The organism is Sanguibacter biliveldensis, from assembly GCF_033798665.1.
Classification (GTDB): domain Bacteria; phylum Actinomycetota; class Actinomycetes; order Actinomycetales; family Cellulomonadaceae; genus Sanguibacter; species Sanguibacter inulinus.
Genome location: NZ_CP138359.1, coordinates 1679093 through 1694519, shown reverse-complemented (window position 1 = coordinate 1694519; position 15427 = coordinate 1679093). Strand labels below are relative to the sequence as shown.

Below are 15427 nucleotides of genomic sequence, written 5' to 3'. Positions count from 1 at the left end.
ATTACCGCTCGCACGACCCGGTCGGGGTGCACGCCACCGGGCGATACGATCGACCGGTGACCGATCTCACCTTCACCTCCTCAGCCCCTAGCTCTCTCACCTCTCACGCGCTCGTCATCGGCGTGGGCCAGACACCGACAGGCCCCGTGCTCGCGCCGAGCGACGCGCTGCCGAAGGCCGTGGCCGCGACGCTCGACCTCGAGCTCCTCGGTGTCACCGGTGCCGTGGACAGCGTGACCCGCGTCCCCTCCGCCAAGGGTGTCTCCGCCAAGGTCATCGTCCTCACCGGCCTCGGCGCCGTCGCCGACCTCACCCCGGAGAGCCTGCGCCGTTCGGCGGGTGCCGCCGTGCGCAGCCTCGGTGGTGTCCCGTCCGCAGCCCTCGCGCTGCCCGTCGTGACCGAGGCCGACGCAGCAGCCGTCGCCGAGGGCGCCCTCCTCGGCGCCTACGCCTTCCGCACCTACCGCACCGGTGAGGCAGCGACCGCCGGGACGCCTGTCGCCTCGGTCGAGGTCGTCACCGAGCACGCCAAGAAGCCGTCGCTCAAGAAGGCCGGTGAGCGGGCCTCGGTCATCGCGCAGTCGGTCCACGCGACCCGCGACCTCGTCAACAGCGCCCCGAACGACCTGTTCCCGGCGGCCTTCGCCGAGATCGCGAAGTCCGCGGCCAAGGGCAGCGGCGTCAAGGTGACGGTCCTCGACGAGAAGGCCCTCACGGCTGGTGGCTACGGCGGTCTGCTCGGCGTCGGCCTCGGCTCGACCCGCGGACCGCGCCTGGTCAAGGTCGCGTACACCCCCAGCCGCCCGGCCGCGAAGATCGCGCTCGTCGGCAAGGGCATCACCTTCGACTCGGGCGGCATCTCGATCAAGCCCGCCAAGGGCATGGAGGCGATGAAGTCCGACATGGCCGGCGCCGCCGCGGTCCTGCACACGGTCCTCGCCGCTGCTCGCCTCGGCCTGCCTGTCGCCGTGACCGGGTGGCTCTGCCTCGCCGAGAACATGCCCTCGGGCACGGCCCAGCGCCCCTCCGACGTCATCACGATCCGTGGCGGCAAGACCGTCGAGGTCCTCAACACCGACGCCGAGGGCCGTCTGGTCCTGGCCGACGGCCTCGTCGCAGCCGGCGAGGAGAACCCCGACGTCGTCCTGGACATCGCGACCCTCACCGGTGCGCAGATGGTCGCCCTCGGTGCTCGCGTCAGCGCAGTCATGGGCTCGGAGGACGTCCGCACGCAGGTCGTCGACGCTGCCGGTGCGACCGGCGAGCAGTTCTGGCCGATGCCGCTCCCGCGCGAGCTCCGCAAGAGCATGGACTCGCCCGTCGCGGACATCGCGAACATCGGTGACCGCTTCGGCGGGATGCTCGTGGCCGGCCTCTTCCTCGAAGAGTTCACCGGTGGGCGCCCGTGGGCCCACCTCGACATCGCCGGACCGTCCTTCAACGAGGGCTCCGCGCACGGCTACACCCCCGTGGGCGGGACCGGCGTCGGCGTGCGCACCATGCTCGGCTTCCTCGAGGCCTACGCAGCCGCGAAGTAGCAGCACAGGGCGGGTCCCGCTCGGGCGAGCCTCGGGGCACCGGCGTGCACGCGCCCCGGTGCCGCAGGGCCGAGACTTGGGCCGACCGGCGTACACCGACGGGCGCGGACCACGACACGACGTCGTGGTCCGCGCCCGTCGGCGCGTCATGAGGTGTGGCGCGTCATGAGGTGCGCAGCGTCAGCAGCCTGCCGGCGTCACCTCGGGCTCAGAGCGCAAGAAGCCGTCACCACCGCTCTGCTCAGCGGCGCTTGTGCGCGCTGTTCCAGTCCCGCATGCGCTGCGGGTACCCGGTGAAGTTCACGTCGTAGACAGGGATGCCGATCTCGGCGGCGATCTTGCGGGCCGCGACGGCGTCCGGGACGCGGCGGCGCGTCCACTCCCCCGACGAGGCGATGAGCAAGATCGTGGTCGGCTGGTCGACCGTCGGCGGCTCGATGTAGGACTCGACACCCACCCGCGAGCGGGTGAACTGCACGAGGTGCTCCATCGTCTCGCGGCGCCGGTCGCTCGACCGCAGAGGCGCCGGTGCCTCGGCAGACGAGGCAGAGGTGGGACGGCGGCGGCCGAAGATCCGTGACAGTCGCGACATGGACGCAGAATACATGCGCCCACCCGTGAGATTCCTGGGTACGCCGGGTCCCTGGCAGACCTCACCCAGGACCAAAGTCGTGGGATGTCTCCATTCTCACACCACCAACTGGGCCTTTGGGCCCCTCCAGCGGTTGGGGCACACGTCCCGTGATGACAAGATGGAGCGGTAACGAACCCATTGCGCCTAAGGAGTTGCACGTGGCCGAGACCCCCGGCACCGATTTCGACATCGTCGTCCTGGGCGGAGGCAGCGGAGGCTACGCCACCGCACTGCGCGCCGCTCAGCTCGGCCAGAACGTCGCCCTGATCGAGGCTGACAAGCTCGGGGGCACCTGCCTCCACTACGGCTGCGTCCCCACCAAGGCGCTCCTCCACGCTGCAGAGCTCGCGGACAACGCCCGCGACGGTGCGCACTACGGTGTGCAGACCGAGCTCAAGGGCATCGACATGGACGGCGTCAACAAGTACAAGGACGGCGTCATCTCCGGCCTGTACAAGGGCCTCCAGGGACTCATCAAGTCCCGCAAGATCACCGTCATCGAGGGCTACGGCAAGCTCGTCGGCAAGGATGCTGTCGAGGTCGACGGCACCCGCTACACGGGTCGCAACGTCGTCATCGCGACGGGCTCCTACTCGCGCTCGCTCCCGGGCCTCGAGATCGGCGGTCGCGTGATGACCTCCGAGCAGGCGCTCAAGCTCGACACCGTCCCCAAGTCCGTGATCGTCCTCGGTGGAGGTGTCATCGGCTCGGAGTTCGCGAGCGTGTGGCGCTCCTTCGGTGCCGACGTCACGATCATCGAGGGTCTGCCGCACCTGGTCCCCGCTGAGGACGAGGCGCTGAGCAAGGCTCTCGAGCGCGCCTTCCGCAAGCGTGGCATCGCCTTCAACCTCGGCGACCGCTTCAAGACCGTCGAGCAGGACGACTCGGGCGTGCACGTCACCCTCGAGTCCGGCAAGACCTTCGACGCCGAGATCATGCTCGTCGCAGTCGGCCGCGGACCCCGCACCGCCGACCTCGGCTACGAGCAGCAGGGCATCACCCTCGACCGCGGCTTCGTCATCACCGACGAGAAGCTGCACACGGGTGTCGGCAACATCTGGGCCGTCGGAGACATCGTCCCCGGCCTCCAGCTCGCGCACCGCGGCTTCGCGCAGGGCATCTTCGTCGCCGAGCAGATCCTCGGCCTCAACCCCGCGCCGATCGTCGAGTCGGGCATCCCCCGCGTCACGTACTCGGACCCCGAGATCGCGTCTGTCGGTCTGACCGAGGCGAAGGCCAAGGAGAGCCTCGGCGCCGACAACGTCGAGACCCTCGAGTACAACCTCGCCGGCAACGGCAAGAGCAAGATCCTCGACACCCAGGGCTTCATCAAGCTCGTGCGCCAGAAGGACGGCCCCGTCGTGGGCGTCCACATGATCGGTGCACGCGTCGGTGAGCTCATCGGCGAGGGTCAGCTCATCGTCAACTGGGAGGCGTACCCCGAAGACGTCGCCTCACTCGTCCACGCACACCCCACTCAGAACGAAGCGCTCGGAGAGGCATTCCTGGCTCTGGCCGGCAAGCCCCTGCACGCCCACAACTGACCAAGCGATCGAAGGAGACCGGAGAGGTCATGTCTGACACCGTGCAGATGCCCGCACTGGGCGAATCAGTCACCGAAGGCACCGTCACCCGTTGGCTCAAGGCCGTCGGCGAGACCGTGGAGCTCGACGAGCCCTTGCTCGAGGTCTCGACCGACAAGGTCGACACCGAGATCCCGTCGCCGTTCGCCGGCGTGCTCGAGAAGATCCTGGTCGAGGAGGACGAGACCGTCGAGGTCGGCGCCGCCCTCGCCGAGATCGGCTCGGGCGAGGGAGCCGGCAGCAGCGACGACGCGAAGAGCGCCGACGAGGCTCCCGCCCCCCAGGCTCCGGCCGAGGTCACCGACGAGGCTCCGGCCTCGGGTGGCGGCTACGAGACCCCCGCACCGTCGGAGGAGGCCGCACCGACCGAGTCGACGACGGCCGAGTCCGCACCCTCGGGCGACGGTGAGGAGATCAAGCTCCCCGCGCTCGGAGAGTCCGTCACCGAGGGCACCGTGACCCGCTGGCTCAAGTCGGTCGGCGACACCGTCGAGGTCGACGAGCCGCTGCTCGAGGTCTCGACCGACAAGGTCGACACCGAGGTCCCGTCGCCCGTCGCCGGGACGCTCCAGCAGATCCTCGTCCAGGAGGACGAGACCGTCGAGGTCGGCACAGTCCTCGCGGTCATCGGCTCCGGCGCGGCTGCTGAGTCGGCTCCTGCGGAGAAGGCGGCACCGGCTGCTGAGGCACCGAAGGCCGAGGCCCCCAAGGCTGAAGCCCCGAAGGCTGAAGCGCCCAAGGCTGAGGCCCCGAAGGCAGAGGCCCCCAAGGCCGAGGCTCCGAAGACGGACGCACCGTCCGCCGCTGGTGGCTCCTACCTCACGCCTCTCGTGCGCAAGCTCGCGTCCGAGAAGGGCGTCGACATCGCCACGGTCACCGGGACCGGTGTCGGTGGGCGGATCCGCAAGGAAGACGTCCTCGAGGCTGCTGCCAAGGCCGAAGAGGCTGCCAAGGCTGCCGCTGCTCCGGCTCCCGCCGCAGCCGCGCCGTCCGAGGCTCCGGCCGCGGCACGCAAGGCGTCGGTCCCCGAGGTCTCGCCGCTGCGCGGCACGACCGAGAAGGCCAGCCGCCTGCGCAAGATCATCGCCGAGCGCATGGTCGAGGCCCTGCACTCGCAGGCGCAGCTCACCACTGTCGTCGAGGTCGACGTGACCCGCGTCGCGCGTCTTCGTGCCAAGGCGAAGGACGGTTTCAAGGCTCGCGAGAACGCGAACCTCACCTTCCTGCCGTTCTTCGCGCTGGCTGCCGTCGAGGCCCTCAAGGCCTACCCGAAGATCAACGGCGTCCTCGAGGGCGACCAGATCACCTACCACGCGTCGGAGAACGTCGGTATCGCCGTCGACACCCCGCGTGGTCTGCTGGTCCCGGTCATCCGCGACGCCGGTGACCTCAACCTCGGCGGCATCGCCCGCAAGATCGGTGACCTCGCCACGCGCACGCGTGACAACAAGGTCGGACCGGACGAGCTCAGCGGTGCCACCTTCACGATCACCAACACCGGTTCGGGCGGGGCGCTCATCGACACCCCGATCGTCCCCGGCGGCACGTCGGCGATCCTCGGCACCGGCACGATCGTCAAGCGTCCCGCAGTGATCACCGACGCCGACGGCGCCGAGGTCATCGCGATCCGCTCGATCTGCTACCTCTCGCTCTCCTACGACCACCGTCTGGTGGACGGCGCCGACGCGTCGCGCTACCTCATGGCCGTCAAGAAGCGCATCGAAGAGGGCGCCTTCGAGTCCGAGGTCGGTCTCTGACCACGCTCTGACGGGTGCCCTCAGCGGCCCCCACTCGCACCACACGACGACCCCGCAGTCCACGGCTGCGGGGTCGTCCTGCGTCACGGCCCGGGAACGTCGCGGGTCTTGGTCAGGCTGCGTCGTGCGTCCCGGCCCGGCTGCGTCCTGCGCCTCGACCCGGACCACAGCCGCGACGGCCCTCTCCAGCGCGCCCCGACGTCTCCGGCTGCCTACGATGACCAGATGGACACCACCCGCAAGACCGTCGTCGTCGCAGGCTCGAGCGGATTTGTGGGGTCTACGCTCGTACCCCGCCTCAGGCGCCGTGGGTACGACGTGCGCACGCTGGTCCGCCGCCCTGTGAAGGCCCCCGGCGAGATCACCTGGGACCCCGGCGTCGGTCAGCTCCCGTCGGACGCCCTGGACGGCGTGCAGGCTGTCGTGAACCTCGCCGGGGTGGGTGTCGGCGACCACCGCTGGACCGACTCGTACCGCGAGCAGATCCTGCGGTCGCGTGTCGACTCGACGACGCTGCTCTCCGAGCGGCTCGTCGCCGCCGTCTCCGCCGGCCGTGCCCCTGCGGAGGCCGTGCTCGTGCAGGCCTCGGCCATCGGCGCCTACGGCGACCAGGGCGACACCGTGCTCACGGAGTCGAGCCCCTTCGGCGAGGGGTTCCTCGCCGACGTGGTCCGGGCGTGGGAGGCCGCGGCCGAGCCCGCCCGTGCGGCCGGGCTGCGGGTCGCGCACCTGCGGACGGGGATCGTCCTCGCCCCGAGCGGAGGCGCGCTCGGGCGGCTGCTCCCCCTGGTCAAGGCAGGGGTCGCCGGTCCGATGGGCAGCGGCGACCAGTTCTGGAGCTGGATCTCCCTCGAAGACCAGATCCGCGCCATCCTGCACATCATGGAGTCCGACCTCGAAGGGCCCGTCAACCTCACGGCCCCGGCTCCCTCACGCAACGCCGACCTCACCCGCGCCCTCGGTGACGCCTTCGGCAGGCCCACCAAGATCAAGGTCCCGGCCTTCGCGCTGAAGATCGCCCTCGGTGAGTTCTCGAGCGAGCTCCTCGGGTCGCAGCGCGTGCACCCCGAGGTGCTCGAGCAGGCTGGCTTCGAGTTCACCCACCCGACGATCCACGCCGCCGCCCGCTGGGTGGCCGAGGGCCGACCGGCCCAGACCAGTCCGACCGTCTGAACGACGACCGCACCGCCCGACGAGTCGTCAGGCAGTGCCGTGGTCGGTGGTGCCGCGCCTGGGACACGGGGTGCCCGTCGGCGCGACGCGCTGCCGCGCAGCCCCGGCGGAGCCGATGTGCCGCGAGTCAGCCGAGGCTGATCCGCGCCCCTGTGTCCGCGCTCTCGCGGGCTGCGTCGAGCACCCGGGCCGTCGCCACGGTCTCCTCAGGGTCGACAGGCACAGGCCCACCGTCGAGGACCCACGCGGCGACCGCGGGGTAGAAGTCTTCGTGCCCGCCCGGTGCCTGCTGGACCGGTGTCCGCTCACGCCCGTGCGAGAGCCAGCCCTGGGACCCCTCGGGCGCGTCGGCGTCCATCTCCTCGAAGGGAGAGGCGTCGTTCTCGAAGGTCGTCACGACGTACGCACCCTCCGAGCCGAGCACGCGGGTCCGTGGACCGGGTGCCCCGACGACAGACCCGCCCCAGAGGTGGCTGACGACTTGCTGGCCCTCGTCCCCCGCTGCGTGGCGCAGCGACAGGAAGACGTCGTCCTCGGTCGGGGTCGTGTGGTTCGCGAGCTCGGCGTACACGGACTCCACGGGCCCGAAGAGCTGGACCGCCGAGTCGACGAGGTGGGTGCCGAGGTCGAGGAGCAGACCACCACCGCGGGTGTCCTGCTCCTTCCAGCGCTGCTGGGGCACCGGACGCCACCGCTCCCAGCGCCGCTCGAAGCGGTAGACCGACCCGAGGCTTCCCGCGGCCAGGACGGCCTGCAGGGTGATCTGCTCAGGGTCCCACCGGCGGTTCTGGAACACGGTGAGCGGTGTCCCGGTCTCCCGGGCCGTCCGGGCCACCCGCTCGGCGCCGGGGCCGTCGAGGGCGATCGGCTTGTCGAGGAGGAGCGGGACGCCGGCCTCGAGGACCTGGACCGACTGGTCCTCGTGGAGCGGGGTCGGGCTGGCGAGCACGACGAGGTCGTACCGCGAGGTGTCCGACAGCAGGGAGTCGAGGTCGTCCACGATCTCGACTCCCTGCCAGTCGCCGCGCGCGGTCTCGGCACGCTCCGGTGATCGGGTCACCACGACGGTGACGTCGTACCCCGCCTGCTCCACGAGCCGCGCGTGGATCCCACGCCCCGCTCCCCCGTACCCGACCAGCCCGACGCGCAGTGTGCTCATGCGTCCACGGTAGCTCCGTCCGAGCCGCCGTGTGCCGCCGGGGCCTCGGCAGCGTGCTTGCCCTGACGCTCACGGTCGCGCTCGGTCTTGCCGAGCCTCGAGGGCCACCACACGGCTCCGCCGATGTCGTGGACGAGCGCGGGGACGAGGAGCGAGCGCACGACGATGGTGTCCAGCAGCACCCCGAAGGCGACCACGAAGGCGATCTGCGCGAGGAAGATCAGCGGGATGATGCCGAGCGCCGCGAAGGTGGCCGCGAGGACCACGCCTGCGGACGTGATGACCGACCCGGTGACCGTGAGCCCTCGGACCACACCGTCACGGGTGCCGTGGTGGATGGTCTCCTCTCGGACGCGTGTCATGAGGAAGATCGTGTAGTCCACGCCGAGCGCCACGAGGAAGCAGAAGGCGTACAGCGGGACCGTCGGGTCTGCGCCGGGGAACCCGAAGACGTGCTGGAACACGAGCGCGGAGACTCCGAGCGCGGCACCGAAGGAGAGCACGTTCGCGGCCATGAGCAGGACCGCGGCGAGGATCGACCGCAGCAGCATCATGAGGATGACGAGGATCACCAGCAGCACGACCGGCACGATGACCTGCAGGTCCCGGGTCCCGGCGTCCTGCGTGTCGAGGCGCTGTGCCGCGGCACCACCGACGAGAGCGTCGGAGGAGACGTCGTGGACGGCTGTCCGCAGCTCCGCGACGGTCGCGACGGCACCCTGGGTGTCGGCGGCGTCGGTCGTGACGACGTCGATGCGGACCATGCCGTCGACGACGAGCGGCGGTTCGTCGCTGGTCGCACCAGGCATGCCCTGGCCGCTCGAGGCGGTCACGGCAGACGCGCTGGTCACGCCGTCCACGCCCTCGGCTGCGGCGATGACCGCGTCGACGTCGGCCTCCGGGGCGATGACGATGGCCGGCTGGATGTTGCCGCCGTCGAAGTGCTGGGCGAGCACCTCTTCGCCGTCGACCGAGTCGACCTGGGTGAGGAACACGTCGGACTCGCTCGTCCCGCTCGCGTCGAGCGTCGGGACGAAGGCCGCGCAGGCGGCGAGCACGAGAGCCGTGATGACCCAGACGCGGCGGTCGTGGCGGGCGACGAAGCGCGCCACACGGGCCCAGAAGCCCGAGGTGGTGTCGATCGTGCCGACGGCTCCGGGAGCGGCCTGGGCCTCGTCGACGAAGGACGGGCGACGCGGCCAGAACACCGCGCGGGACCGCTTGCCACCGACGAGCAGCAGCGCGGGCAGGAAGGTCATCGCACCGAGGAAGGCGGCGACGATGCCGATCGCTGCGACAGGCCCGAGCGACCTGTTCGACGCGAGGTCCGAGAGCAGGAGGCAGAGCAGACCGGCGATGACCGTGCCGGCGCTCGCCAGGATCGGCTCGACCGAGGCGCGCAGCGACTTCCGCAGCGCGTCGGCCGGGTGACGGGTGTGCCGGAGCTCTTCGCGGTAGCGGGCCACGATGAACAGGGAGTAGTCGACCGAGGCACCGACCACGAGGATCGACAAGATCCCCTGGGACTGCCCGTTGAGCACGAGCGTCCCGTTGTCGGCGAGCTGGTAGACCACCAGACCGGCGAGGCAGAGCGAGAAGACGGCGGTGAAGATGACGACGAAGGGCAGGATCGGCGACCTGTAGACGAAGGCCAGGATGATGAGGACCGCGACGAGCGCGACGAGCAGCAGGACTGTGTCGATGCCGCCGAAGGCCACGACGAGGTCCGCCACGAAGCCCGCGGGACCGGTGACCCAGAGGTTGAGGTCGGCGCCCGCGAGGTCGGCCGCGATCGCGTCGCGGATGGCACCCACGACCGTCGGGGTGAGGCTCTCGCCGTCGGCGAGCAGCGACTCGGCCGCGTCGGCGTCGATGGCCAGGGTGATGAGGGCGGCCTCGCCGTCCTCTGACGGCACGACGACTGTCGGTGCTGTGAGCACGTCCCCGACGGTGCGGGGGTCGTCTCCGGAGGCGCCGGGGATCTCGATGCTGCCGATCGAGTCGGAGAACGAGGTGATGGCGGCGAGCTGGTCTGCGGTGAGTGCACCCCCCTGGGAGGAGGTGGCGACGACGAGGGCCGGGAGCGACTGCGACTCGACGAAGTCGGCCGCGAGCTTGTCGACCTGGGTCGACTCGGCGCTCGACGGGAGGGACGCAGCGGCGTCGTTGGTCTGGACAGAGCTCAGCTTGCCCTGGGCCTGTCCGCCCAGCGCTCCGATACCGAGCCAGATGGCGATGACTGCGACAATGATGAGACCGCGGACGACACCCGAGCGACGTGGTGCGCCCCCGGCCTGGCCCTGGCTCTGCGCTCTGGGGGATTTACTCAGCATGCTGAGTATCATCGAGGACAGGACAGCTGTATGCAAGTGGAGAGGAGCGTGGGGATGCCCGACGACCCGTCGACGTGGGCCACAGGCCGGCTCCTCTCGCACGTCGCGCGCGGGCTCGAGCGCCAGTGGAACAACCACCTGGACGGCTGGGGGCTCAACCACGCGAGCCTGCCCGTGCTGCTGCACCTGCTGCGCGGGGGTCATTCGCAGCGCGAGATCGCGGCGCTCTCGAACGTGACCGAGCAGACCATGAGCCGCACCGTCGCCCGCCTCGAGCGCCTCGGGTACGTGACGCGCACCCCTGACCCGACCGACGCGCGTCGACAGGTGGTGCTCCTCACCGACGCCGGCCGCACCGTCGCCGCCGAGGCCGCCCGGCCGGAGCAGGGCGAGGCCATCGCCGGCACCGGCCTGACACCCGAGCAGATGACGACGCTCCGCGAGATCCTCGTCGACATGGTGCGCGCACAGGCCCCCGACGCCGAGCCCGACCCGCGCTAGCCTGAGGCGATGGAATTCCGGCAGGTCGACCTCGGGACCAGGCTCGCCAGCTTCGAGGAGACGTGGAGGCTGCAGCGCGACCTGCACGCGGAGGTCGTCGCCGGGACCCGGCCGGGCACCGTGCTGCTCGTCGAGCACGCCTCCGTCTACACAGCCGGTCGCCGGACCCGCCAGGCTGAGCGACCGACCGACGGGCTCCAGGTCGTCGACGTGGACCGCGGCGGCAAGATCACCTGGCACGGCCCGGGTCAGCTCGTCGCCTACCCGGTCGTGCCGCTCCCTGCCCCGGTCGACGTGGTCGCCTACGTCCGGCTGCTCGAGGACGCCGTCGTGGCGGTGTGCCGCGACCTCGGTCTCGAGACAGTCCGCATCGAGGGGAGGTCGGGAGTCTGGTGCGCCCCGACCGCCGACCTCCCCGCCCGCAAGGTCTGCGCGATCGGGGTCCGGGTCGCACGGGGCGTGACGATGCACGGCCTCGCACTCAACTGCGACGCCGACCTCGCGCCGTACGCGGCGATCGTGCCGTGCGGCATCACCGACGCGGGCGTGACGACGCTCAGCCTCGAGCTGGGCCGGACGGTGACCGTGACCGAGGTGGCCCCGCTGCTCGAGGCGCACCTGCACGAGCACCTGCGCGAGCACCTCGGAGCCGCCACGGCCTGACGGCCGGCCGCCGGATGAGGTGGCCCCGAACGGCTCGGGCGATTGTTGTACGCTGACCAGAAACTATCTCTGGGGGACAGCACGTGACCATCGCACCCGAGGGGCGCCGCATGCTCCGTGTCGAGGCACGCAACGCCGCGACGCCGATCGAGAAGAAGCCCGACTGGATCAAGACCCGCGCCACCATGGGACCCGAGTACACCGAGCTCAAGGGGCTCGTGAGGTCCGGGGGTCTCCACACAGTCTGCGAAGAGGCCGGCTGCCCGAACATCTTCGAGTGCTGGGAAGACCGCGAGGCGACCTTCCTCATCGGCGGCGACCAGTGCACGCGGCGCTGCGACTTCTGCCAGATCGACACCGGGAAGCCGGCCGACCTGGACACCGACGAGCCGCGCAGGGTGGCCGAGTCGGTGCGCACCATGAGCCTGCGGTACTCGACGGTCACGGGCGTCGCCCGTGACGACCTCCCCGACGGGGGCGCGTGGCTGTACGCCGAGACGGTCCGCCAGATCCACGCGCTCAACCCCGGGACCGGCGTCGAGCTGCTCATCCCCGACTTCAACGCCGTACCCGAGCTCCTCGACGCCGTCAACGACTCCCGGCCAGAGGTGCTCGCCCACAACGTCGAGACCGTCCCGCGCATCTTCCGGCAGATCCGGCCCGGGTTCCGCTACGAGCGGTCCCTGTCCGTGATCACCCGGGCCCGCGAGGCAGGGCTGGTCACCAAATCGAACCTCATCCTCGGCATGGGCGAGACGACCGACGAGGCCCGGGACGCCCTGCAGGACCTCTCCGACGCCGGGTGCGACCTCGTGACGATCACCCAGTACCTGCGTCCGTCCGTCCGCCACCACCCCGTCGACCGCTGGGTACGGCCCGAAGAGTTCGTCGAGCTCTCCGAGGCTGCCGACAGCATGGGCTTCTCCGGTGTCATGGCCGGTCCGCTCGTCAGGTCCTCGTACAGGGCCGGCAGCCTCTGGGGGCAGGCCATGCGCAGACGCGGCCTCACGGTGCCCGAGACGCTCGCCCACCTCACCGAGCCGACCACGTCACGCCAGGAGGCGTCGAGCCTGCTCGCCCGCTGACGACCCGCTCTCCGGAGCACCATCGCGCCCCGCTAGACTGAGGACCATGGCCCGCAAGAACAAGGACGCAACCGCCACAGGCGTTGCCACAGACGCCCAGAGCGCCCCCAAGCAGAAGAAGCCGAAGAAGGTCCGCTGGTATCACCAGGTCTTCCAGGCCTACAAGATGACCTATGCGCGGGACCGCAAGGTGCCGTGGATCATGCTCGCGGTCTTCGTCGGCATCGTCGCCGTCGCCGTCGCGATCGGTCTCTGGTGGGGTCAGCCGATCTACATGGCGATCATCGGCATCCCCTTCGGGCTGCTCGGCGCGATGTTCGTGCTCGCCCGCCGCGCCGAGAGGTCGCAGTACGCGGAGATCGAAGGACAGCCCGGTGCCTCGCGCGCCGCGCTCGGCACGATCCGCCGCGGATGGACCTTCGACGAAGAGCCCGCCGCCGTCGACCCGAAGACCCAGGACCTGCTGTTCCGCGGCCTCGGACGTCCCGGGATCGTCCTCGTGACCGAGGGCCCCTCGAACCGCGTGAAGAAGCTCATCGACGCCGAGCAGCGCAAGCTCGGCCGCATCCTCTCGGGCGTTCCGGTCACGGTCGTCCAGTGCGGCAACGGCGAGGGCCAGGTCCCGCTGCCCAAGCTCGCGCGCCACGTGCAGAAGCTCAAGCCGAAGCTCACCAAGGCTGAGGTCGGCGAGGTCGGCAAGCGCCTCACCGCGCTCGGCAAGATCCGGATGCCGATCCCCAAGGGCGTCGACCCGAACCGCGCCCGCCCCGACCGCAAGGGCCAGCGCTGACCGCACCGCACACCAGGCCAGACCCAGAGCGACGCCCACCCCAGCAGGGGTGGGCGTCGCTCTGTCGTTCCCGGGTGGTGCTCTGGCGTCGCGGTGACCGCAGGATCAGCGGCGGACGATGACCGTGCGGGCGGCCTTGTCGTGGAGACCACGACCGTCGCCGTCCCAGATCACCGCGGGGATCACGAGGCAGAGCAGGACTCCGCGGATCGCGCCGCGGAGCAGACCGACGGTCTGGACCTGGGGCACCTCGGGGCGGACGACCAGACCGAGCGCACGGTGCCCGATCGTGAAGCCGAGGCTCGAGACGAGCAGGATGTTCTCGACGGCGAAGACCGCGAGGGTGGCCATCGAGTGGTAGTCGAAGAGGGCCAGGCTGATGAGGCTCGCGACCACCCAGTCGATCACGAGCGCGGCGAGCCGCCGACCGACAGGTGCGAGAGACCCCGGACCTGAGCGGGGCAGCCCGAGCCGCCCGCCGCGTCCGTCGTCGCCCTGCGGGGTGCCTTCGAGCCAAGAGCCGATGTCGTCACGTGATGCCACACCTCGAGGATACGTGGCGGGGGCCTGTCGGCGAGCCCGTGAGAGCCGTCCAGCAGGTGACCAGACGCTGCTCGCCCTGCGAGCATGCGGACCGTCGGGGTCCGCTGGGCGGACACACGGACGTGACACAGGGCACAGGTTCGTAACATGCTTGAAACAGAGGGAACACGGCGGGGAAACCCGACGCCCTTAGTTTGGACATGCCCGTCACGCCAGGGCGACATCGAACAAGGAGTAGCGGATGTTCAAGAACGCCGAGGAGGCAATCGCCTTCACCCAGAACGAGGGCGTCGAGTTCGTCGACGTGCGGTTCTGCGACCTGCCAGGTGTGATGCAGCACTTCAACATCCCGATCTCGCAGTTCGCTGAGTCGGCCTTCACCGACGGCATGATGTTCGACGGGTCCTCGATCCGCGGCTTCCAGGCGATCCACGAGTCGGACATGAAGCTCATCCCCGATGTCACCACCGCGTACGTCGACCCCTTCCGCAAGCGCAAGACGCTCATCGTGAACTTCTCGATCGTCGACCCCTTCACCGACGAGGCCTACTCCCGCGACCCGCGCAACGTCGCGTTCAAGGCCGAGGCGTACCTCAAGAGCACAGGCATCGCCGACACCGCGTTCTTCGCCCCCGAGGCCGAGTTCTACATCTTCGACGACGTGCGCTTCAAGACGTCCGCGAACGAGTCCTACTTCCACATCGACTCGAAGGAAGCAGCCTGGAACACCGGCCGCGTCGAGGAGGGTGGCAACCTCGGTTACAAGACCCGGTACAAGGGTGGCTACTTCCCCGTCTCCCCCAACGACCAGATGGCCGACCTGCGCGACGAGATGTGCGCAGTCCTCGGTGAGGTCGGCCTCGACGTCGAGCGCGCGCACCACGAGGTGGGCACCGCCGGCCAGCAAGAGATCAACTACCGCTTCTCGACCCTGACCGCGGCTGCTGACGACCTGATGAAGTTCAAGTACGTCATCAAGAACGTCGCCTGGGACGCCGGCAAGTCCGCGACCTTCATGCCGAAGCCCATCTTCGGTGACAACGGCTCGGGCATGCACTCCCACCAGTCCCTCTGGAAGGACGGCGTGCCGCTGTTCTTCGACGAGAAGGGCTACGGCGGACTCTCCGACATGGCTCGCTGGTACATCGGTGGTCTGCTCAAGCACGCCCCCGCGCTGCTCGCCTTCACCAACCCGTCGGTGAACTCCTACCACCGCCTGGTCCCCGGCTACGAGGCCCCGGTCAACCTGGTGTACTCGGCTCGCAACCGCTCTGCCTGCATCCGCATCCCGGTGACCGGCAACTCGCCCAAGGCCAAGCGCATCGAGTTCCGCGTGCCCGACCCGTCGGCGAACCCGTACCTCGCCTTCGCCGCGCAGTTGCTCGCCGGCATCGACGGCATCAAGAACCGCATCGAGCCCCCGGAGCCCGTCGACAAGGACCTCTACGAGCTCCCGCCCGAGGAGCACGCAGCGATCCAGCAGGTGCCCGCGTCGCTCGGCGAGGCCCTCGACGCCCTCGAGGCCGACCACGACTTCCTGACCGTCGGCGACGTCTTCACGCCCGACCTCATCTCGACGTGGATCGACTACAAGCGCACCCACGAGATCGACCCGATCCGCCTGCGCCCGCACCCGCACGAGTTCGAGCTCTACTACGACCTCTGACG

General features: G+C 70.1%; 13 protein-coding genes. 9 read left to right on the top strand and 4 right to left on the bottom strand.

Going from position 1 to position 15427, the window contains the following annotated elements; translation table 11 throughout:
• Positions 1-56 precede the first annotated feature (56 nt).
• Positions 57-1538 carry a leucyl aminopeptidase gene (locus SANBI_RS07355; protein ID WP_319160399.1) on the top strand — a complete coding sequence of 494 codons (1482 nt, stop codon included), beginning with the start codon at positions 57-59 and terminating at the stop codon, positions 1536-1538.
• 241 nt (positions 1539-1779) lie between these two features.
• Here the strand turns inward: SANBI_RS07355 and SANBI_RS07350 are convergent, their stop codons facing one another.
• Positions 1780-2130 carry an oxidoreductase gene (locus SANBI_RS07350; RefSeq protein WP_319160398.1) on the bottom strand — a complete coding sequence of 117 codons (351 nt, stop codon included), beginning with the start codon at positions 2128-2130 and terminating at the stop codon, positions 1780-1782.
• Positions 2131-2330: 200 nt separating this feature from the next.
• Between SANBI_RS07350 and lpdA the strand changes: the two genes are divergently transcribed.
• The 3 genes from lpdA (at position 2331) to SANBI_RS07335 (ending at position 6685) form a co-directional block, all read left to right on the top strand.
• On the top strand, positions 2331-3716 hold the full coding sequence (gene lpdA / locus SANBI_RS07345; protein ID WP_319160396.1) for a dihydrolipoyl dehydrogenase: 1386 nt from the start codon (positions 2331-2333) through the stop codon (positions 3714-3716).
• A gap of 29 nt (positions 3717-3745) precedes the next feature.
• Positions 3746-5512: a 2-oxoglutarate dehydrogenase, E2 component, dihydrolipoamide succinyltransferase gene (sucB, locus tag SANBI_RS07340; RefSeq protein WP_319160394.1), complete on the top strand. Its 1767-nt coding sequence runs from the start codon at positions 3746-3748 to the stop codon at positions 5510-5512.
• A 225-nt stretch (positions 5513-5737) separates the two neighbouring features.
• Positions 5738-6685: a TIGR01777 family oxidoreductase gene (locus SANBI_RS07335; protein WP_319160392.1), complete on the top strand. Its 948-nt coding sequence runs from the start codon at positions 5738-5740 to the stop codon at positions 6683-6685.
• A 127-nt stretch (positions 6686-6812) separates the two neighbouring features.
• Here SANBI_RS07335 and SANBI_RS07330 read toward each other — a convergent pair whose 3' ends face one another.
• Positions 6813-7844: a Gfo/Idh/MocA family protein gene (locus tag SANBI_RS07330; protein WP_319160389.1), complete on the bottom strand. Its 1032-nt coding sequence runs from the start codon at positions 7842-7844 to the stop codon at positions 6813-6815.
• Positions 7841-10177: an MMPL family transporter gene (locus tag SANBI_RS07325; RefSeq protein ID WP_319160387.1), complete on the bottom strand. Its 2337-nt coding sequence runs from the start codon at positions 10175-10177 to the stop codon at positions 7841-7843. Before SANBI_RS07325 ends, SANBI_RS07330 begins: the two co-directional genes overlap by 4 nt.
• A gap of 54 nt (positions 10178-10231) precedes the next feature.
• On the opposite strand from SANBI_RS07325, the gene SANBI_RS07320 reads away from it, so the two are divergent.
• From SANBI_RS07320 to SANBI_RS07305, 4 genes are all read left to right on the top strand, one after another.
• Positions 10232-10678 carry a MarR family winged helix-turn-helix transcriptional regulator gene (locus SANBI_RS07320; protein WP_319160384.1) on the top strand — a complete coding sequence of 149 codons (447 nt, stop codon included), beginning with the start codon at positions 10232-10234 and terminating at the stop codon, positions 10676-10678.
• Between the two features lie 9 nt (positions 10679-10687).
• The gene (gene lipB, locus SANBI_RS07315) at positions 10688-11341 is read left to right on the top strand and encodes a lipoyl(octanoyl) transferase LipB (protein ID WP_319160382.1); all 654 of its coding nucleotides are present in this window, start codon (positions 10688-10690) and stop codon (positions 11339-11341) included.
• An 83-nt stretch (positions 11342-11424) separates the two neighbouring features.
• A complete protein-coding gene (lipA, locus tag SANBI_RS07310) occupies positions 11425-12426 on the top strand; it encodes a lipoyl synthase (RefSeq protein ID WP_319160380.1) in 1002 nt (333 codons plus the stop codon).
• A 46-nt stretch (positions 12427-12472) separates the two neighbouring features.
• Positions 12473-13216 (top strand): DUF4191 domain-containing protein, encoded by a 744-nt coding sequence (locus tag SANBI_RS07305; RefSeq protein ID WP_056132028.1) that lies wholly within the window; start codon positions 12473-12475, stop codon positions 13214-13216.
• Positions 13217-13321: 105 nt separating this feature from the next.
• Here the strand turns inward: SANBI_RS07305 and SANBI_RS07300 are convergent, their stop codons facing one another.
• Positions 13322-13759: an RDD family protein gene (locus SANBI_RS07300; protein ID WP_179912784.1), complete on the bottom strand. Its 438-nt coding sequence runs from the start codon at positions 13757-13759 to the stop codon at positions 13322-13324.
• 241 nt (positions 13760-14000) lie between these two features.
• Between SANBI_RS07300 and glnA the strand changes: the two genes are divergently transcribed.
• Positions 14001-15425: a type I glutamate--ammonia ligase gene (gene glnA / locus SANBI_RS07295; RefSeq protein WP_056132023.1), complete on the top strand. Its 1425-nt coding sequence runs from the start codon at positions 14001-14003 to the stop codon at positions 15423-15425.
• The last annotated feature ends 2 nt before the right edge of the window (positions 15426-15427 follow it).